Origin of the sequence: Pedobacter ginsengiterrae, assembly GCF_039537385.1 — a bacterium.
Taxonomy (GTDB): domain Bacteria; phylum Bacteroidota; class Bacteroidia; order Sphingobacteriales; family Sphingobacteriaceae; genus Pedobacter; species Pedobacter ginsengiterrae.
In genome coordinates this window covers 24,421-44,673 of sequence record NZ_BAABAK010000022.1, presented here as the reverse complement: position 1 = coordinate 44,673, position 20,253 = coordinate 24,421, and the positions used below count along the sequence as shown (strand labels likewise).

Here is a 20,253-nt window from a genome sequence, read left to right as displayed (position 1 = left end):
TTTTTTAAACACTAAATATTTTAGAATCATAGTATTTTAATAAAACGATTTAGGGTAACTTTAATGCTACTTTTTAATCGCATTGGTTGAAATTTTTATATTTGATATACCGACCAAAATGTATCATTAGTATGAGAAACCGAGCTAAGAATTTATTAAACCTAACATTATTTTTTTTACTGTCATCTATTGCTGTAAAAAGTCAAACGAATAGTAATTATTCCAGATATGTGAATACATTTATTGGAACGGCTCCATTAACTGATCCTAAAATTTTAGGTTATGAACTTCCAAAAGGATGGCGTTCGTGGGCAGGTTTAACATTCCCTGGTAGTTCTCTGCCAAATGCAATGGTTCAGTTAAGTCCGATGACAGAGTATGGTTCTGGTGCAGGTTACGAGTATGAAGATTCTGTAATATTAGGATTTACACATACCAACAAAGGCCACTGGAATCTTTGCAATATTCCACTTTTGCCAATGTCTAATCCTGGAAGCAAATTTGGCTCTAAATTTTCACATAAAAATGAAAGTTCTGCTCCAGGTTTTTACCAGGTTTATTTAGACGACTACAATGTGAATGTTAGCCTAACCTCAACGTTAAGAGCTGGTTATCATAAATACGAGTTTAAAAACGATAAAAACAGACAAATTCTTTTTGATTTAGGAAAGGCCAACAGTAAAGTTTCCAACTGGAATATCGAGCAAGAAGGAACCTCTGTTATTAAAGGATTTCAGGGCGGCGAAAACGTTTATTTTTATGCTATTATAAATACTAACATTGCGAAACTCGAAAAAACAGAAGAAGGAAAACGTACAGGTTATGCAATCGTCCATTTGGCAAATGGGAGTAAAGCGCCTGTAGAAGTTAAAATAGGTTTATCATTTGTGAGCACTGAAAATGCGAAACAAAATGTATTAAAAGAAATTGGCAAGAAAACCTTTAATGATATTCGCAACGAAGCTACTCAAAAATGGGAAGCAATTTTATCTTCCATACAAGTAAAAGGTGGTACGGAAAAGCAAAAAGTAATGTTATATTCATGCTTGTACCGTTCGTTTTTGTGGCCTGCATTACGTAGCGATGTAAATGGCGAATTTACCGATGCTAAGAATAAAGTGGCTAATACGGGCTTTAATTATTATACTGAACCATCGTTGTGGGATACATACCGTAATAAAGATGTGCTGTTAGGTCTAATCTCTCCTGAAGTTACATTGGATGTAATTAAATCAATGAAAGATGTAGGGGATAAGAAAGGTTTTATACCAACTTTTTTTCATGGCGACCATGGTTCGTCATCTATTGCAGGTGCTTATTTAAGGGGTATTGATAATTTTGATATCAAGGGAACTTATCAAATTCTGCTAAAAAATGCCAATACACCAGAAGGTGCTCGACCGCATATTGAAGAATATATAAAGAAAGGTTTTATCTCAGAACCTGATATTGCCAATCCAGTCGTTGAAACAAAAGCAAGTGCAGGTGTTTCCAAAACCTTAGAGTATTCTTACGATGATTATTCTGTAGCCCAGATAGCCAAGAAATTAGGAGATACCGCTAATTATAGAATTTTGATGGCCAGATCTAAAAACTATAAAAATATGTTTGATCCTTCTAGCAGGTTTATGAGGGGAAAGTTGGCCGATGGAAGTTGGATTACACCTTTTAATCCGCAATTTCCATATTATGAATATATGTATAGAGAAGCAAATGCCTGGCAGGTTTCTTTTTTCGCGCCACACGATATGGAAGGATTAATAGAATTATATGGTGGTCCGAAAGGTTTTGAATCGAAATTAGATTCTTTGTTTACGGTGCCATGGAATCCAAGCTATATCGCCAGAAATGTAGAAACGATGATAGGACAATATTGCCACGGCAACCAACCCGATCATGAAGCTCCATTTGCATATCATTTTATTGGAAAACCTGAAAAATCTCAGAAAATTATAGACAATATACTAAATAATTTATACGGAATTGGTGATGATGGCTTAGCACTTTGCGGCATGGATGATGCAGGCGAAATGTCGTCGTGGTACGTATTCAGTGCCCTGGGTTTATATCCATTTTCTGCTACCGATGCTGAATATATTGTTACAGCTCCACTATTTGATGAAGTAAAATGGAGAGCAAGTAATGGAAAAATGGTTACCATAACAAAACCTGAAAAGGGTAGAGCGATTACTAAAATTATAGTAGATGGAAAAGAAAATAAGGGCTACTTTGTTTCACACGATTTATTTATAAAAGGTGGAAGAATAGATATAATAACTAAATAGGAATGTTATTGAGTAAGCAAAAAGCTTTCTTAAGCTAAAGTTATTATCGAAAAAAAATGGGATGACTCTATCTTCAATTCAAAAAAAAAGGCGAATATCTTGATGAAATTCGCCTTTTAAAATCAATTGTTAAACTACTTTGTAATACTTTTACCTTCGTAAGTAGCTGCTAATTTTAATGCATTATAAGCATTAACAACTCCACCACTAATAGATAAATCTGCAAAAGGAACAGATACTTTAGGAGCATCTGGTTCTTCACCTTTTTTATAATCCACATTGTGATTAACTTTTGTAACTGATTTTACTATAATCTCTTTTACCTGTGCAGCAGATAATTTTGGGTAATAAGAACGAATTAAACCAGCTAAACCAGCTACAACAGGCGAAGCCATACTTGTTCCATCCAGATCTTTATATTTAGAACCAGGAATAGTTGAGTGGATTTTAACGCCAGGTGCGAAAACATCAACTTGTGTTTTACCAAAATTAGAGAAACTCGCTTTCAATGTTTCATCGTCTTTAGAACCAGAGGCTCCAACCGTAATCCATGATGAGATTGTTTTTTCATCTAAATCTTTATGATTTGGAAAATTATTTTCCTTATCAATATCTTTATTTTCGTTACCTGCAGCCTGTACTATTAAAACATCTTTCGAGGCAGCGTATTTCATTGCCTCGTTAACAACGGCTTTGTTCCAGCTATAGGCTTTGCCAAAACTCATATTAATAACTTTAGCTCCATTATCAACAGCATAACGAATTCCGTTTGCTACATCTTTATCGCGTTCATCGCCATTTGGCGTACAACGAACAGCCATAATTGCAACATTATCAGCAACGCCCATAATACCCAGTTTATTGGTTCTATCGGCGGCAATAATTCCTGCCACATGTGTTCCATGCATTGCATCCGGACCAGCTACATCATTATTGCCATAAAACTTTTCTGTATCGTTATTTTGGTCATCACCTACAATGCTTCTCGGGTCGTAGCTCACATTTAAGTTATACTCAATTTGCTCTGTGTAGTATTTTACACCCTCTGTAATTTGCTCATTATAAAAATCGGCAAAACTTCCTTTTTTTAATTCATCAGCAAGTACTTCCTGAATGCGGGCGTCGGCATTGGTAACAGGTTTAAAATTGGCAAAATCCTCTGCAGTTGGATTGGTTTTACCGATCTTTTTTACAACAGCATCTAAAGCAGCTTTAAATCCATTTAAACCCGATAAATTTGCATTGGCTTCTCCTAATTGAGTCTCCAAATCAGAACGTTCAATTTTAAAAGCTTCAAATGCATTTTTATCTTTTTCTGAAACATTAGCATCTGTTGTATTGGCAAATCTAACCTGATCACGACGAACCAAACGAGTTAATTCTAAAGTTTCGTGATCTACAGAACCTTTTAGCCCGCCAATAAAATTCCAGCCATTAATATCATCTATGTAACCGTTTTTATCATCATCAATACCATTACCAGGTATTTCTTTGGTATTTACCCACATAATTCTCTTTAAATCTTCATGTGTCGATTCAACACCACCATCGTTAACTGCGACAATAACTTTCGTTGATTTTTTCCCTTTAAGAAGTTCTTTATATGCTTTTTCTGTACCAATTCCGAAAACAGAATCAGTTTTAAGGTCGAGATTTTGCCAGTTTGCTTTTTGTGCATTGGCTAAAAAAGGTAATGTAATTACAAATGATGCGACTAATGACGCTCTAAAAATTCTACTCTTATTCATTTATTATTTTTTGTATTAAACGGCAAAATATAGTTTTAATTTTTGTGAAATCAGAAAAACATCAAAAAAATGATGTTTACTGCACAATTAAAAGCGTAAAGGCATTTTGCTTCTATTTTTTTAATTACAAAAAATGTAACAAAACCATATAATTCGTGCTAATTTTTAACAAAATTTAATTTTTTATGATACGATTTTATAGTCATAACTGCTTTAAAAATTTTACATTTACCGCCATAAAACATTATATAATAAGATGAAGCATAATTTTGGCGCAGGCCCTTGTATTTTACCTCAAGAAGTGTTTAAACAAGCTGCACAGGCAGTTTTAGATTTTAACGATGGATTATCAATTTTAGAAATTTCGCACAGAACAACCGAATTTGAGGCAGTTGTTGCTGAAGCTGATAAGTTGGTAAAAGAGTTATTAAATGTGCCATCGGGTTATTCCGTTTTATTTTTACAAGGCGGTGCAAGTTTGCAATTTGCAATGGTTCCAATGAATTTATTGGGCGATGGACAAACGGCAAGTTATTTAGATTCAGGTGTTTGGGCAACTAAAGCATTAAAAGAAGCTAAATTTGTTGGCAATGTGAATGTTGTTGCATCTTCTAAGGAAGCAAATTATACGTTTATCCCTAAAGATTTTGAAATTCCAGCAGATAGTGCTTATTTTCACTATACATCTAACAACACAATTTACGGAACAGAGCTTTTCGAAGCACCTGAAACGACTGTTCCGATTGTTTGCGATATGTCATCGGATATTATGAGCCGTGTAATTGATGTTTCAAAATTCGATTTAATTTACGCTGGTGCCCAGAAAAATGTTGGTCCGGCTGGTTTAACCATCGTAATTGTTAAGGATGAAATTTTAGGTAAAATTGATCGTAAAATTCCATCGATGTTGAACTATCAATCGCATATTGATAACGGTTCAATGTACAATACACCACCTGTGTTCTCTATTTATGTCGCTTTGTTAAATCTTCGTTGGTTAAAATCAAAAGGTGGCGTTGCTGAAATTGAAAAAGAAAATAAACAAAAAGCAGAAGCGCTTTACAGAGAAATTGATCGTAATCCATTATTTAAAGGTACTTGCGCTGTAGAAGACCGTTCTAAAATGAATATTTGTTTTGTGATGGAAAACGCGGAATTGGAAAAACCATTTTTAAAATTTGCAGAAGATCAAGGTATCGTTGGTATTAAAGGACATAGAAGCGTGGGCGGTTTCCGTGCCTCAATGTATAATGCTTTGCCAATTACAAGTGTACACGCTTTGATTGATGCGATGCAATCGTTCGAAGAAAACCAAGCAAAAGCGAACTAATTTAAAACTATAATCTCGTAGATTAAATGAATGGTTTAATCTGCGCTATCATCAATAACAATGATTAAAATATTAGCAAACGATGGAATAGACCCTATCGGAAAAGAATTATTAGAAAAGGCAGGTTTCCAGGTTGATACAGAAACTATTCCTCAAGATCAATTAGCAGAAGCTTTAAAAAACTATGATGCAATTACCGTTCGTAGTGCAACTAAAGTTAGAAAAGAACTGATTGACGCTGTTCCAAACATCAAATTAATTGGTAGAGGTGGAGTTGGTATGGATAATATCGACGTTGAGTATGCTAGAAGTGTTGGTGTTGCTGTCGTAAACACACCAGCCGCATCTTCATTATCTGTGGCTGAATTAGTTTTTTCGCACCTATTTACAGGAATCAGATTTTTACAAGATGCTAATCGTAAAATGCCTGTTGAGGGAGCAACCCAATTTAACAACCTAAAAAAAGCTTACGCAAAAGGAACTGAATTAAGTGGTAAAACCATCGGTATTATAGGTTTCGGACGTATCGGTCGTGCAACTGCAAAAGTTGCTTTAGGTTTAGGTATGAATGTTTTGGCTTATGATTTATATCCATCAGAATCTGAAATCACTTTAGAATTTCAAGGTGGTAAATCAGTAAGTATTCCAATTAAAACAGTTTCTTTAGATGAAGTAATTACTGGAAGTGATTTCTTTAGTTTACATACACCATTTGCTGATAAACCGATTTTAGGCACTGAAGAGTTTGCTAAAATGAAAGATGGCGTCGGTATTGTTAACTGTTCTCGCGGTGGAACAATTGATGAGCCTGCCTTAATTGAAGCCTTAAATTCTGGTAAAGTTTCTTTCGCTGGTTTAGATGTTTTTGATAACGAACCTACACCTTTGGCTGAGATTTTAACTCATCCAAAAATTTCTTTAACACCGCATATTGGTGCATCAACTAACGAAGCGCAAGAACGTATTGGTACGGAATTAGCAACTTTGATTATTGAGCATTTTAAGAAATAATCTACTTATCATTTTGAGCTTGTCGAAGACAATGATATTTCGACAGGCTCAATATGGCTTTATTAGTTTAATCTAATGCATTCGTTGTAACCCAATAACGATAACCTAAAATCGCCTTCTGAAAAGCAGATAGCTTATTTGGATCTTTCTTATATAAACTTGGCAGAATAATTTTATTAATCTTCGCCAAAACTTTAAACAGTCCTTTTTTCATAACTTTTAATTTTCTTATTGAAGAAATAAAATCCGCCAGCCATAATTAAAAGTAAGAAAACAATGATATAGGATGAAAAGCTTCCACTATTTTTTTTAGCGTTTTCACTTTTTAACGCTTCATTTTGGTCTTGAAGTTTTTTAATAGAACGCATATAGTTCTGTATTCTTTCTTCAGAATTATCGGCCACGGCTACTTTTTGCTGATTTTGCAAGTCTTTATAATCCATTAATACTTTTAATTCTTTAAAAATATTATTATCAGTTAAAACCACCTGCCGAAGAATTTCATTTGAGTTTTTAATATCTTTTTTGGTTTGCCAACCGAATATTCCAGTCCGTTGACTTAAACTTTCATCGTACTGACCAAATTTAGTGCTTCGTTCAGCCAGTAACGTATTTACTTTTACCCTTTGAGCAGCGTATGCTGCTGTGTCTTGCTGGGCAAAAGCCTGAAAATTCACGAATAGGATGGAAAGCAGATAAAAATATTTCTTCATTTTGTATAAACGTGAAAAGCGTGGAAGTTGTTTGAGTCGATGTTCATCAGCTCAGTTGTAATTGGTTTACAAAGTTTCGTCATTGCATGGCACGAAGCAATGACGGCCGTAATTCTGTGTCTCCTTTTATAAAACTTTCAGCTTTAACCTTTAAGCTTTCAGCTCAACTAAGGATGAAACTCAACCCGAACGATATCGCCAAGATGTAAACCTAATAAGCCACTTGCTTTACCCTTATTAATTGCAATTTCTAAATGGTTACTAATTCCGAATAAGCATAGTTTTTCACCCTCTTGCACTTCGTTATAATGCCAGCTTAGTTGGGTAATGGTTTCGCTTTTTCTAAAGTATAAAGTAAAATCTCTATTCTTTTGAATTTTGGTAAATAATTCTTTAGTAATATTAGTAATTACGTTACAGAATGTATCAATATAAACCACACTTCCACGAATGATATCTTTCTCAATAACAGGATGTAAAAGCATCTTTTGCTCAATCTCTGCTACAGGTAAACCAATATCTCTTAATCTGCCTCCTTTAGCTAAATGCGTAGCAGCTTTCACAAAAATATCAACCAAAGGAAAATGTAAATATTTTAAATCTTGCATAATATTTAACTCAACAACATCCTCTGGAACATCATCAAAAAGCAAAGAAAAGATTCCATTATCGGCTCCAACAAAATAATGATCGCGGTGTTTTACGGCAATATATTTAGTGTTTTCGCTGTACACCGAATCTATGCCGATAAGGTGTACCGTATTTTTTGGAAAGTAAGGATATGCGTTTTTTAATACAAAAGCAGCATAAGAAATGTTGAATGACGGAACCTCATGCGTAATATCAACTAAATTAACGTTAGGCATAAGCGTTAACAGACTACCTTTAAGGGCACTCTGGTAAAAATCTTTCGAACCTAAATCTGTTGTTAAAGTAATTATACCCATTAAAAATTCATTATTATTGCTTATTCTTGTGTAGAGGCATAAGCGTCTGCAAATATTCAAATTTTAATTAATATAGCCCGATAACTTTTTAAAATACTATAATTTGAACGAATTAAAATTAACTCTGGACACCGTAAATCCTGCTCATTTTTGGGGAGCAAATAATGAGAATTACGAAATGATTAAAGGTGCTTTTGCAAAGTTAAAACTTGTAGCAAGAGGGAGTGATGTTAAAGTTCTCGGTGATGAACAGGAACTTAAGTCATTCGAAGAAAAGTTTAACCAACTCGTAGCACACCTTGAAAAGTACAGTTCTTTAACTAATAATGATGTCGAATCGATATTAGGTTCGAAGGCAAACGGAGTAGCAAAAAAAGATGTAGAACAGCCAACTGGTGGGGGCGGTGAGGTGATTGTTTTTGGTACAAACGGCTTATTAGTTAAGGCAAGAACGGCAAATCAGCGTAAAATGGTAAGCAGTATTGCCAAAAATGATATTCTTTTTGCAATCGGCCCTGCTGGAACAGGTAAAACCTACACAGCGGTTGCGTTAGCGGTTCGTGCCCTTAAGAATAAAGAAATTAAGCGTATTATTTTAACCCGCCCAGCAGTAGAGGCAGGAGAAAATTTAGGTTTCTTACCTGGTGATTTAAAAGAAAAAATTGATCCGTATTTACGTCCGCTTTACGATGCTTTGGATGACATGATTCCTGCAGAGAAGTTGAAATTTTATATCGAAAACAGAACTATCGAAATTGCTCCATTGGCTTTTATGCGTGGGCGTACATTAGATAACTGCTTTGTAATTTTAGATGAGGCTCAAAATGCCACTGATATGCAGTTAAAAATGTTTTTAACACGTATGGGGCCAACCGCAAAATTTATTGTTACAGGCGATGTTACTCAAATTGACTTACCTAAAAAACAAATGTCTGGCTTGTTTAATGGTTTAAGAATTTTAGAAGATATCAAGGGAATAGACATTATTTATCTTAGCGGAGAAGATGTTGTTCGACATAAATTGGTAAAAGATATTCTGAAAGCTTATGGTGATATACAATAGAAGTTGGCAAGTAAAATAAATAATCATCACCGTGAATTCATTTCAGATTCTTTCAAATAAATGAAACTTTAGACATAGATTTTATTTTTATGGAAAGCATCAGTCTTCAAAACAATTTAAAACTTTCTTTTGAAAAATTACCCCATACGGTAAGACTAATCATTTCTAAAAATAATGACGAATGGGTTTGTCGTAAAGAAAAGCTTAAAAACTTATTTTCTTTTTTGGAAAAAGATAAGGTGCATATTTTTAAAGGAAGACTTCAATTATTTAAGCTAGATGATAGAATTGATATTCAAGTAAAGAATATTGTAATCGCTACCATTTCAGAAGAATCATTTGAAAAAGCATTAAAAAATTTAGAATAAATTAAACCTCGTAGTTATTAAAACTGCGAGGTTTTTTATTAAAAACACTTTATCTTATAACTTATAGCTGCTGACTTTCGGACTTTTTACTTATTTTTATGGCCTCATGAAAGCACTAAAAGAAACCCATTTTAATTTTCCAAATCAGAGCAATTTCTACAAAGGTAAAGTACGCGATGTGTACACTATATCTGATGACTTTATGGTTATGGTTGTATCAGATCGTATTTCTGCATTTGATGTTGTATTACCAGAAGCCATACCGTTTAAGGGGCAGGTTTTAAATCAAATTGCTGCAAAATTTTTATCTGCTACGCAAGATATTGTTCCAAACTGGGTATTAGATATTCCAGATCCGATGGTTACGATAGGGCGTATTTGCGAGCCATTTAAAGTAGAAATGGTAATAAGAGGTTATCTAGCAGGCCATGCCTGGAGAGAATATAGTGCAGGCAAACGTTCGGTTTGTGGTGTTTCTTTACCCGATGGTTTAAAAGAAAATGATAAACTGCCTCAACCAATCATCACGCCAACTACAAAGGCATCAGTTGGGCACGATGAGGATATTTCGAAAGAAGATATTTTGGCTAAAGGCATTGTTTCCATAACTGATTATGAAAAATTAGAAGAGTATACTTTTGCCTTATATCAACGCGGAACTGAAATTGCCGCAAAAAGCGGATTAATTTTGGTTGATACGAAATATGAATTTGGTAAAGCTGATGGTGTTATTTATTTAATTGATGAGATTCACACACCAGATTCTTCTCGCTATTTCTATGCAGAAGGTTATCAGGAACGTCAAAATGCGGATGAACCCCAAAAGCAATTGTCTAAAGAATTTGTTAGAAAATGGTTAATTGAAAACGGTTTCCAGGGTAAGGATGGTCAGGTTATTCCTGAAATGACACCAGAGATTGTTAGTTCCATATCTGAACGTTACATTGAGCTATATGAAAAAATTGTTGGCGAAAAGTTTATTAAAGCTGATGCCGATGCCATTTCAAACCGAATTGAAAGCAATGTTTTAAAGGCTTTAGAAACGCTATAGTTTCAAAAGAAAATTTATACATTAGTAAAATAAAGATTAGAAGAGATGAAATTTTCAGTAGATAAACACGATAAATACGTAACCTTAAAGTTAAAAGAATCTAAGTTTACCAATGATAATGCCCCTGGGTTAAAATCAGAATTATACTTACTTAACGCAGAAGGTTTTAACAATATTATAGTTGATTTAAGTCAGGTAAAGGAATGTAATGATGCTCAGGATTTGAGCTGCCTGTTGGTAGGGGATAGACTTTGTAAATCGGCAGGAGGTTTGTTTATCGTTACAGGAATTAATGATGAATTAGCATCAATTATCGAATTATCAAACATATTTCAATCTGTTACGTTTGTTAATACGTTAGCAGAAGCAACAGATTTCATCTTTATGGATGAATTAGAGAAAGAGTTTAGAGGCGCAAAATAATTACCGTTAAAATAAAATTTAAGCCTCGTAGTTTCCAAAAATCTACGAGGCTTTTTATATCTTACCATGATGAAATTCGAAGTTACAATTTTAGGGAGCAGTTCGGCTACACCTGTTTTTAACAGGAATCCATCGGCACAGCTTTTAAATTGTAATGAGAAATATTATTTAATTGATTGTGGAGAAGGAACGCAGCTGCAATTAGCCAAGTACAATCTTAAGGCCGCACGCATTGATCATATTTTTATTAGTCATTTACATGGCGACCACTATTTTGGTTTAATTGGTTTGCTTTCGAGTTTGCATTTAAATGGCAGAATTAAGCCCATGCAAATTTTTGGGCCAAAACCATTGCTCGAAATTTTAGAAATTCAGTTTAAATATTCAGATACTACGCTCCGCTATCCAATTGAATTTTTTCCGATTGAGGCGAATGAATCTCAGCAGATATTTGAGAATGGCGATTTGATAGTTAAAACTATAATTTTAAATCATCGCATTCCAACTACTGGTTTTATTTTTGAGCAGAAAAAAAGGCAACGAAAGCTGATTAAAGAAAAAACTGATGATATTCCAATGGCTTACTATACCGCTTTAAAAAAGGGTATGGATGTAGAATTGCCAGATGGCACAATTATAAGAAGTGAAGATTATACAACTCCAGCAGATCCACCTAGAAGCTACGCTTACTGCTCGGACACCATGTATGACGAACGATATTTTTCTATCATAAAAAATTGCAATACGCTTTATCACGAAGCGACTTTTATGCACGAACTTTTGGATCGGGCAAACGAAACCCATCATACAACTGCATTACAAGCAGGAGAGATTGCTAAGATAAATGGAATAGATAAATTGCTGATAGGACACTTTTCCTCTCGTTACAAAACACTACAAATGCTTTTAGAAGAAGCGCAATCTGTTTTTGAAAATACCGAGTTGGCAGTAGAAGGTAGAACTTTTAGTTTGTAACTGTGTTTCTATTTTCTAAAGCAAGAAAATAGTTTAGATATCCCTTCTTTAAAACAAGATATAAAGCAGCAACAATAATTTATTCTATAAAGAAAGCCCTACAGTTTTGCTGTAGGGCTTTCGGTTTTATAAGTTTTATATTATTTATTTATCATCTTTTTTGCTGCCACCTCCAAATACGGAGAAGTGTACGTAACGCTTAGGGTTTGCTTTTAAATCTATCATTAACTCATCAAGATTTTTTGAAGCGCTATTTAAGTTGTTATACATTTTATCATCATTCAACAGTAAACCTAAGGTTCCTTTACCATCTTTAATTCCAGAAATTACACTTTGTAAATCTGCAATTGCATTATTTGCATTATCTAAGGTTTGCTTAAAATTAGCTGCAGCAAATTTATCTGTAACGGTATTTATATTGGTTAAAATATCGCTGATTTTCTTATTGTTATTATTTAAGTTAGCTGTAATACCTTCAACGTTTTTAAATATTGCTTCAATACGTGCACTTTCCGATCCAACTAAACCATCAACTTTTTTCGATGTGGTTTCTAAAGAAGCAAGTGTTCCAGCTATACTGTTAAAACTCTTATCAACATTTTTCTGGAAGTTTGGATTTAAAATAGAATTCACACTGCTTAAAATAGAATCCATTTTGCCAATAATTAATTCAGCTTTCTTTTGAACTGGCTGAACCTGATCCATTAATCCCTTTTCTACATTAGCATTAAGTGTAAAACCATCTTCTGCCATTTTTTTAGAATCGCCTAACGACATTACAATAGCCTTGCTACCTAAAAGATCGGTGCCTTCTAAACGGGCAATACTATTTTCAGGGATTTCGTATTTACTATTAACACTTAAGGTTGCTAAAATTGTGCCACCTGGCTCTAACTGAAGTTTTGCAACGCGGCCGATTTGATAACCGTTAATTAAAATTGGTTTTGAAACAGTTAAACCATCAACTCGTGTATATCTGGCAAACAATGTTGTTTCGCTCGAAAAAATTGAATTTCCTTTCAAAAAGTTATAGCCGATAATTAATAAAGCAATGGCAAATGCAGCTAAAATACCTACTTTGGTTTCGTTCTTAATTTTCATGTGTTTCTGTTTATTGGCTGCAAATCCTGATTTTTTATTATCAATAATTGCTAGAGCGCTCTATTATTTTTGTTGTGCAAAGGTATTTATAATACATAATGATTGCATCAACGTTTTTGTTTGGTATTTGTTATTTTTTTAACAAAATTAACAACACTTATAGTGCCAGTTATTTTACTTCAATGTTTTTTTTGTAGGTTTTAATTGCTGCCAATATGGATTCAGCAATCTCATTTTGTCCTTTTTCAGAGTTTATATATATTTCTTCAGCTTTATTCGATATAAATCCAACTTCGGTAAGAACTGCAGGCATTCCACATCTCTGTAATACTAAAACTCCTTGTTCTTTAACTCCACGGCTAAATCTTTCGTCGCGTTTTATATAACTATCCTGAATTAATTTTGCGAATTTAATGCTTTTATCGCGAAAGGCATTTTTTAATAGTGATAAAATTATAAACGTTGTTGGGTTATTGGGGTCGTAACCATCGTATTTACTTTTATAATTCTTTTCAAGTTTGATATCTGCATTCTCACGGATTGCAGCATCTTGTTCCTTTAATCGGTGAGAACCAGCTACTAAGGTTTCTACACCTTTAATTCCTTTATTGCCTGGTGGCATAGAATTACAATGAACAGATATAAAAAGATCAGCATTGGCTTCATTGGCAATTTCTGCTCTACGATACAGATCTACATCAACATCCTTTGTTCTGGTGTAAATAACTTTTATATCAGGTAAATCTTCTTTTATTTTATTCCCAAGTTTTAAAGCAACCTTTAACGAAATATCTTTTTCTTTCGAAAAACTTCCTGATGCACCTGGTTTTTTACCTCCATGACCAGCATCAATAACGATTGTTTTGATGCGATAGCCTTGACCAAAGCTTTGATTGATAGTAATTAATAAAACAAAAAGAAATGCAACTAAAAGTTTAATCTTCATCTATAAATAATTAAAAAGATGTTTCAGATAAGCGTTTATAACTTTTTATTGCTTTAATAATTCCGTTTACAATCTCGTTTTGACCTTCTTGCGAATTCATATAATCTTCTTCATCAGGATTACTTACAAAACCGATTTCGGTTAAAACTGCTGGCATTGCCGCACGAGCTAAAACAGCAAGACTTTTTTCTTGTACACCGCGGTTAATTCTGCCTGCATTAACATATTCTTGCTGAAGCATTGAAGCAAACTTTAAACTTCTATCTCGGTTAGTTTGTTTCATTAACGATATCATAATATCATTTTCAGGGGTATTGGCAATAAAACCTTCGTAGTTCTTTTTGTAGTTATCCTCTAAAAACATCGAAGCATTCTCTCGTTTGATAACCTCATCTTGTTCGCCCAATCGGCCCGTACCCGAAACAAATGTTTCTGTACCTCTGGTAGAAGTGCTTTTAGAAGTTATAGTTCTATATACTGGTACTTTTCTACCTTTTACTTTTTTATAATAATCAACCACTCTCGATACACGCACGGGCATATCGTTTAAGTGGATAGAAATAAAAAGATCGGCTTTTGCATTGTTGGCGATATTAATACGTTCGTATAAAGGAATAAATACATCCGTTTCGCGGGTGTAAATAATTTTTATGTCTTTAATACTATCTTGTAAAGCCTTACCTAAATTTAAAGCTGTTTTTAAAGCAACATCTTTTTCTTTAGAATAAATTCCGTGCGTGGCACCATCTTTACCTCCATGACCAGCATCGATAACAATTGTTTTAATTTTATACTCTTGCGCAAAGGCTTGATTATCAAACGTATTTAGTAACGTTAAACAAATAATAAATGTTAAAAATTTTTTAAGGTACATCAATGGTATATTTTTCACTAATTTTGAACGTTTTTGATTAAGCATTTGTGCAAAAATAACATTCAAATACGAATTTGAAACTTCTTAGCAACTCTATTTTACTATTTTCTGTCATTTTATTAACACTAGCTGTTGGTAAAGCTAACGCATTTTCTCGTTTTTCATTGCAACAGCTTATCCAACAAGACACTTCTAAAAGGGATACCTCAAAAATAAAATCGAAAAATAATAGCGATCTCGATAAAAAAGTAGAATACAAAGCAACCGATTCGGTTGTAATGAGCAAAGACAAAAATATTATATACATGTATGGAAATGCAAGGGTTGTATATGGTGATTTTGAATTGGATGCTGATTACATTCGATACGATCAGAAGAATAATGTAATTTTTGCCAGCGGGAGAACAAATCCAAAAACAAAAAGATATGTAGGCCGACCTATTTTTAAATCTGGTACCGAAGGTTCTGCGATAGCTGATTCGTTATATTATAATTCTGCCACAACCAGAGCCAAGGTTTTCGGTGTTTTTTCGCAACAAGATGATGGTTTTTTCTCTGGCGGACAGAGTAAGAAACAGGCAGATAATGAGTTACACATCAAAAATATGATGTACAGCACTTGTAATTTGCCACATCCTCATTTTGGATTAATGATTAGTAAAGGCATCGCCACTGAAAAGCAAATTATAACCGGCCCCGTTTATATGATTATAGAAGACGTGCCTACGCCTTTTGCTTTACCATTTGCTTTCTTTCCTAAAACAAATAAAAGAACTTCGGGGATACTTTTGCCAACCCCTGGAGAGGATGCTTCACGTGGCTTCTTCCTCCAAAATGCAGGGTACTATTTAGGCCTTAACGATTATTGGGATGCGAAAATATTGGGTACCATTTACACCAATGGATCCTATGAAGGAACTTTATCCAGCAATTATATTCAGCGTTATAAGTTTAACGGAAATATAAATATTAACTATGCAAATTCCAGAAATGGTATTCAAGGCCAAGAAAATGTAGGGAAAAATTTCAGGGTAGGCTGGTCACACAGTCAAAATGCAAATGCTCACCCGGGCTCTACCTTTACCGCCAGTGTAAATTTGAGTTCGAGTACATATTATACCGCAACAGCCGCAAACTCATCTTACGATCAGAGTGCTATTGCTCAAAATGTTTCGACCAGTTCGATTGCATACTCTAAGGTTTTAGCTGGCGGATTATTTAACTTTAGTACAGCATTAAGTGCCAACCAAACTTTTAGTACCAAACAAATAGATTTACAGCTTCCTCAGTTTAACTTAAATATGTCAACTATAAGCCCGTTCGATTCGAAAGACAGGACAGGCGAGCAGAAATGGTATCAAAAAATTACAGTAGGCTATAGTTTACAAGGAAATAATAGCATTTCTACAAAGGATAGTATTTTGTTTAAACCAGAAGGACTTCGACAGCTTAAAAGTGGTTTTTCTCATAATATCCCTATCGGGATGAACTTTACATTGCTTAAATACTTAACATTTAGTTTGGGTGGAACCTATAATGAAGTTTGGAATTTCCAAACTATAGATAAGCGTTATACAAAATATACTGATGGAACTTATACTTTTAGAACCGATACATTAACAGGTTTTAAACGGGCTGGAAGTTATAATTTATCGACCAGTATGTCTACCAAGGTTTATGGTAAAAGTAAAGAATTTAAAAACCTGGGTAACATTCAACAATTAAGGCACGTAATGACGCCATCGGTTAGTTTTACTTATTCTCCTGATTTTGCTGATCCTTCGGTAGGAATTTACAAATATGGTTTAGATCAAAACGGACAAAGAATTAGAGACTTGAGCACTGGCAGAGATGTTACCTATTCAATTTTCGAGCAAAGTGCTTTTCCTGGTTCTTTTGGAGGAAGACAAGCATCCATAGGCTTTACTTTAGATAATACGACTGAATTAAAAGTTAGATCTCCAAAAGATACAACTGGTACAGGGAGTAGGAAAATACCAATTATTCAAGGTTTAACTTTTAGCGGTAGTTATAATTTTCTTCAAAAAACAAGAAAGTTATCCGATATAAGCTTTAGTGGTCGTTCGCAGTTTACCGATAAATTAGGTATTAATTACAATGGTGTTTTAAATCCATATTTGCTACGAGATTCTACTAACAATGGTGTATTTGTTCAGAAATTAGAAGATAGCCGTTATTTTTGGCAAGGTGGTAAGTTTTTACCACGTTTGCAAAGTTTTGGCTTCTCTTTCGATTACGGCTTTAATGCTGATGCAGTTAAAAAGAAAAACGAAAATTACGATAATTTAAAAGGGCAAGTTGAAAAGCAAGGTATGACACCACTTAAATCGGAACAATTAAATGCAATTAACCGCGACCCTAATGCGTTTGTTGATTTTAACATTCCCTGGAATTTTGCATTTCAATATAGTTTTAACTACTCTAATATTTTAGGTGTAAGCCAAATTACCAATACATTAAATTTTAATGGCGATTTTAACCTTACACCAAAGTGGAAATTTACTTTTAATGCAGGTTACGATTTCAAAAATAATGGCTTAACACCAATGAATATTGCAATTTACCGTGACTTGCACTGCTGGGATATGAGTGTAAACTGGATTCCTTATGGTGCATACAAAAGTTATTCGGTAACAATTAAGGTTAAATCTTCTATCCTGCAAGATTTAAAACTGAGTAAAAGACAAGGTTTCTATAATACCTATCAATAAATTATGTTAGCAGAAATTATAACCATTGGCGATGAAATTCTAATTGGTCAGATTGTAGATACCAATTCGGCCTGGATGGCTAAGCAATTAAATTTAATTGGTGTTTCTGTAAAACAAATAACATCAGTTTCTGATGATGAGCAACACATTTTAACTTCGATTGCCGAAGCCGAAAAACGCGCTGACATAATTTTGATAACAGGTGGTTTAGGGCCAACTAAAGATGATATTACAAAGAAAACTTTAGCCAAATATTTTGGTATGGGTTTTCGTAGAGATGATGGAGCATTAGAAATGGTGGCATCAATCTTTAAAAAATATAATCGCCCGTTATTGGATATAAACATACAACAAGCAGATGTTCCTGATGGTTGCGAAGTTATTGTAAACAGAAACGGAACTGCACCTTGCATGTGGTTCGAGCAAAACAATAAAATTTTTGTTTCGATGCCTGGCGTGCCTTACGAGATGATGTATTTAATGGATGATGAAATTCTTCCAAGAATTAAATCAAGATTTAAGTTACCATCAATTGTTCATAAAACAATTCTTACAGCAAATATTGGCGAATCATTTCTTGCTAAAGAAATTGAGGAAATTGAAGACAGTTTGCCTCTACATATCAAATTAGCCTATTTACCAAAGTTAGGTCAGGTGCGTTTACGTTTATCCGCCAAAGGCGATAATGAAAATGCATTAAAAGCTGAAGTAGAGCTATATTCTAAACAAATTATTGAAAAGGTTAAAAAGTTCGTTGTAGTTGATGAAGATATTCCGCTTGAAAAAGCGATTTTGAATATTATGAAAGCTCGGGGCTTAACTTTATCGACTGCCGAAAGCTGTACTGGCGGATATATTGCTCATTTAATTACGCAGCATCCAGGCTGTTCTTCGGTTTATTTTGGTGGCGCAGTAGCTTATGCATACGAATTAAAAGAATCTATACTCGGCGTAAAAGAAAACACACTTACAAAATTTGGCGCTGTTAGTGAAGAAACCATTATAGAAATGGCCGAAGGAGCAATAAAACATTTCAAAACCGATTATTCTATAGCAGTAAGTGGAATTGCCGGACCCGATGGAGGGACAGAAGATAAACCAGTTGGAACAGTTTGGATTGCAATTTCATCAAAAAATAAAACTGTAGCTAAAGTGTTTACTTTCAGTAACAAACGTATTCAAAACATCGAACGTTCGGCTGCATCGGCCTTAGCAATGTTATTAAATCTACTTAAGGAAGACGAGTTGAACGAATAAAAACTGTATTTTTGTCGCAATACCAATATAATATACTGTAATTTAATATGGCTCAATACGAATTATTGTTACCAAAAATGGGTGAGAGCGTTGCAGAAGCAACGGTGATTAAATGGGTAAAACAACCAGGTGATTCTATTGATTTAGATGATACCATTCTTGAAATAGCTACCGATAAGGTAGATTCTGAAGTTCCATCGCCAGTAGCTGGTAAGCTGGTAAAGCAATTATTTAAAGAAGATGAGGTAGCTCAGGTTGGAGATGTAATTGCAATTATTGAAACTGAGGGTGGAAGCGAGGTTAAAACCGAAACAGTTACTGAAGTTGCTCCTGTAGTTGATGAAAAAACTGAAGTTATTCCTGGTATCGAACAATTACCAGTTGAAAAAACTGTTCCGCAAACTGTTCTTTCGGCCTCTGATCGTTTCTATTCTCCGTTAGTAAAAAGTATAGCTTCTCAAGAAAATATTTCAACAGCAGAACTCGATTCAATTAAAGGTTCTGGTGCTGATGGTCGTTTAAATAAAGACGATTTATTAAATTATATAAATAGTAAGAACGCTGGGCAGCCAGTTTCTACAACGCAGCAACAAGCTGTAGAAAACAAGTCTACTGCAGCGCCATCAGTTGTTTCTACTCCAAACAAACCTTCAACTACTTCAGTTTCTGGTGGCGACGAAATTATTGAAATGGATAGAATGCGTAAACTTATTGCCGATCACATGGTGATGAGTAAATCAACTTCACCACACGTAACTTCATTTGTTGAGGCCGATGTAACCAATATGGTTCTATGGCGCAATAAAGTAAAAAATAGTTTCGAAAAACGTGAAAATGAGAAAATTACATTCACGCCGATTTTTGTAGAAGCTGTAGCTAAAGCAATTAAAGATTTTCCGATGATTAATGTTTCAGTTAATGGAACTCAAATTATTAAGAAAAATAATATCAATATTGGTATGGCAGCAGCATTACCAAGCGGGAACCTAATTGTTCCCGTGATTAGAAATGCGGATCAATTAAACTTAGTTGGCTTAACTAAGGCTGTTAACGATTTAGCTTCGAGGGCTAGAAATTCAAAGCTAAAACCAGATGAAACACAAGGCGGAACATTTACCTTAACAAACGTAGGTTCTTTCGGTAATGTGATGGGTACGCCAATTATTAACCAACCTCAGGTAGCTATTTTGGCTGTAGGTGCAATTAAAAAGAAGCCAGCTGTTTTGGAAACTGAACATGGCGATGTAATTGCGATTCGCCACATGATGTTCCTTTCATTGTCTTACGATCATAGAGTTGTAGATGGTTCGTTAGGAGGAATGTTTGTGCGCAGAGTTGCTGATTACTTGGAAACCTGGGATTTGAACAGAGAAATTTAATTAATAAAAGAAAGTCAGGTTTTTAAAAGCTTGACTTTTTTAATTTAAAA

General features: G+C 34.2%; 18 protein-coding genes. 11 read left to right on the top strand and 7 right to left on the bottom strand.

What is annotated here, in order from left to right:
• The first annotated feature begins 131 nt into the window (after positions 1-131).
• Positions 132-2,285, top strand: coding sequence for a GH92 family glycosyl hydrolase (locus ABD692_RS20810; RefSeq protein WP_344770082.1), 2,154 nt, complete (start codon positions 132-134; stop codon positions 2,283-2,285).
• A gap of 134 nt (positions 2,286-2,419) precedes the next feature.
• On the opposite strand, the gene ABD692_RS20805 is transcribed toward ABD692_RS20810, so the two are convergent.
• Positions 2,420-4,033 (bottom strand): S8 family peptidase, encoded by a 1,614-nt coding sequence (locus tag ABD692_RS20805; protein ID WP_344770080.1) that lies wholly within the window; start codon positions 4,031-4,033, stop codon positions 2,420-2,422.
• A 256-nt stretch (positions 4,034-4,289) separates the two neighbouring features.
• Between ABD692_RS20805 and serC the strand changes: the two genes are divergently transcribed.
• The gene (serC, locus tag ABD692_RS20800) at positions 4,290-5,363 is read left to right on the top strand and encodes a 3-phosphoserine/phosphohydroxythreonine transaminase (RefSeq protein ID WP_316758851.1); all 1,074 of its coding nucleotides are present in this window, start codon (positions 4,290-4,292) and stop codon (positions 5,361-5,363) included.
• A gap of 60 nt (positions 5,364-5,423) precedes the next feature.
• Complete coding sequence (locus ABD692_RS20795) at positions 5,424-6,374, top strand: D-2-hydroxyacid dehydrogenase (RefSeq protein ID WP_316758853.1); 951 nt, start codon at positions 5,424-5,426, stop codon at positions 6,372-6,374.
• Positions 6,375-6,441: 67 nt separating this feature from the next.
• On the opposite strand, the gene ABD692_RS20790 is transcribed toward ABD692_RS20795, so the two are convergent.
• The 3 genes from ABD692_RS20790 to ABD692_RS20780 all read right to left on the bottom strand — a co-directional run bounded on the left by ABD692_RS20790 (position 6,442) and on the right by ABD692_RS20780 (position 8,034).
• Positions 6,442-6,588, bottom strand: coding sequence for a hypothetical protein (locus tag ABD692_RS20790; RefSeq protein WP_344770077.1), 147 nt, complete (start codon positions 6,586-6,588; stop codon positions 6,442-6,444).
• The gene (locus ABD692_RS20785; protein ID WP_344770075.1) at positions 6,569-7,087 is read right to left on the bottom strand and encodes a hypothetical protein; all 519 of its coding nucleotides are present in this window, start codon (positions 7,085-7,087) and stop codon (positions 6,569-6,571) included. The genes ABD692_RS20790 and ABD692_RS20785 overlap by 20 nt, the downstream gene beginning before the upstream one ends.
• A gap of 167 nt (positions 7,088-7,254) precedes the next feature.
• The gene (locus ABD692_RS20780; RefSeq protein WP_344770073.1) at positions 7,255-8,034 is read right to left on the bottom strand and encodes an SAM hydrolase/SAM-dependent halogenase family protein; all 780 of its coding nucleotides are present in this window, start codon (positions 8,032-8,034) and stop codon (positions 7,255-7,257) included.
• A gap of 103 nt (positions 8,035-8,137) precedes the next feature.
• Here ABD692_RS20780 and ABD692_RS20775 point away from each other — a divergent pair, with 103 nt between their 5' ends.
• The 5 genes from ABD692_RS20775 to ABD692_RS20755 all read left to right on the top strand — a co-directional run bounded on the left by ABD692_RS20775 (position 8,138) and on the right by ABD692_RS20755 (position 11,914).
• Positions 8,138-9,097, top strand: a complete 960-nt coding sequence (locus ABD692_RS20775) for a PhoH family protein (RefSeq protein ID WP_316758862.1) — start codon at positions 8,138-8,140, stop codon at positions 9,095-9,097.
• Between the two features lie 89 nt (positions 9,098-9,186).
• Positions 9,187-9,465, top strand: a complete 279-nt coding sequence (locus tag ABD692_RS20770; protein ID WP_344770071.1) for a hypothetical protein — start codon at positions 9,187-9,189, stop codon at positions 9,463-9,465.
• Between the two features lie 106 nt (positions 9,466-9,571).
• A complete protein-coding gene (locus ABD692_RS20765; protein WP_316758866.1) occupies positions 9,572-10,516 on the top strand; it encodes a phosphoribosylaminoimidazolesuccinocarboxamide synthase in 945 nt (314 codons plus the stop codon).
• A gap of 45 nt (positions 10,517-10,561) precedes the next feature.
• Positions 10,562-10,939 (top strand): STAS domain-containing protein, encoded by a 378-nt coding sequence (locus ABD692_RS20760; RefSeq protein ID WP_316758868.1) that lies wholly within the window; start codon positions 10,562-10,564, stop codon positions 10,937-10,939.
• 69 nt (positions 10,940-11,008) lie between these two features.
• A complete protein-coding gene (locus tag ABD692_RS20755) occupies positions 11,009-11,914 on the top strand; it encodes a ribonuclease Z (protein WP_344770100.1) in 906 nt (301 codons plus the stop codon).
• A gap of 144 nt (positions 11,915-12,058) precedes the next feature.
• On the opposite strand, the gene ABD692_RS20750 is transcribed toward ABD692_RS20755, so the two are convergent.
• From ABD692_RS20750 to ABD692_RS20740, 3 genes are all read right to left on the bottom strand, one after another.
• Positions 12,059-13,015, bottom strand: a complete 957-nt coding sequence (locus ABD692_RS20750) for an MlaD family protein (protein WP_316758870.1) — start codon at positions 13,013-13,015, stop codon at positions 12,059-12,061.
• A 169-nt stretch (positions 13,016-13,184) separates the two neighbouring features.
• Positions 13,185-13,961, bottom strand: coding sequence for an N-acetylmuramoyl-L-alanine amidase family protein (locus ABD692_RS20745; RefSeq protein ID WP_316758873.1), 777 nt, complete (start codon positions 13,959-13,961; stop codon positions 13,185-13,187).
• Between the two features lie 10 nt (positions 13,962-13,971).
• Positions 13,972-14,835 (bottom strand): N-acetylmuramoyl-L-alanine amidase family protein, encoded by an 864-nt coding sequence (locus ABD692_RS20740; RefSeq protein ID WP_316758875.1) that lies wholly within the window; start codon positions 14,833-14,835, stop codon positions 13,972-13,974.
• Between the two features lie 74 nt (positions 14,836-14,909).
• Here ABD692_RS20740 and ABD692_RS20735 point away from each other — a divergent pair, with 74 nt between their 5' ends.
• The 3 genes from ABD692_RS20735 to ABD692_RS20725 are packed head-to-tail and all read left to right on the top strand — an operon-like array spanning position 14,910 to position 20,203.
• A complete protein-coding gene (locus ABD692_RS20735; RefSeq protein ID WP_344770069.1) occupies positions 14,910-17,567 on the top strand; it encodes a putative LPS assembly protein LptD in 2,658 nt (885 codons plus the stop codon).
• A 3-nt stretch (positions 17,568-17,570) separates the two neighbouring features.
• The gene (locus tag ABD692_RS20730; protein ID WP_344770067.1) at positions 17,571-18,824 is read left to right on the top strand and encodes a competence/damage-inducible protein A; all 1,254 of its coding nucleotides are present in this window, start codon (positions 17,571-17,573) and stop codon (positions 18,822-18,824) included.
• A 47-nt stretch (positions 18,825-18,871) separates the two neighbouring features.
• On the top strand, positions 18,872-20,203 hold the full coding sequence (locus ABD692_RS20725) for a dihydrolipoamide acetyltransferase family protein (RefSeq protein WP_344770065.1): 1,332 nt from the start codon (positions 18,872-18,874) through the stop codon (positions 20,201-20,203).
• The last annotated feature ends 50 nt before the right edge of the window (positions 20,204-20,253 follow it).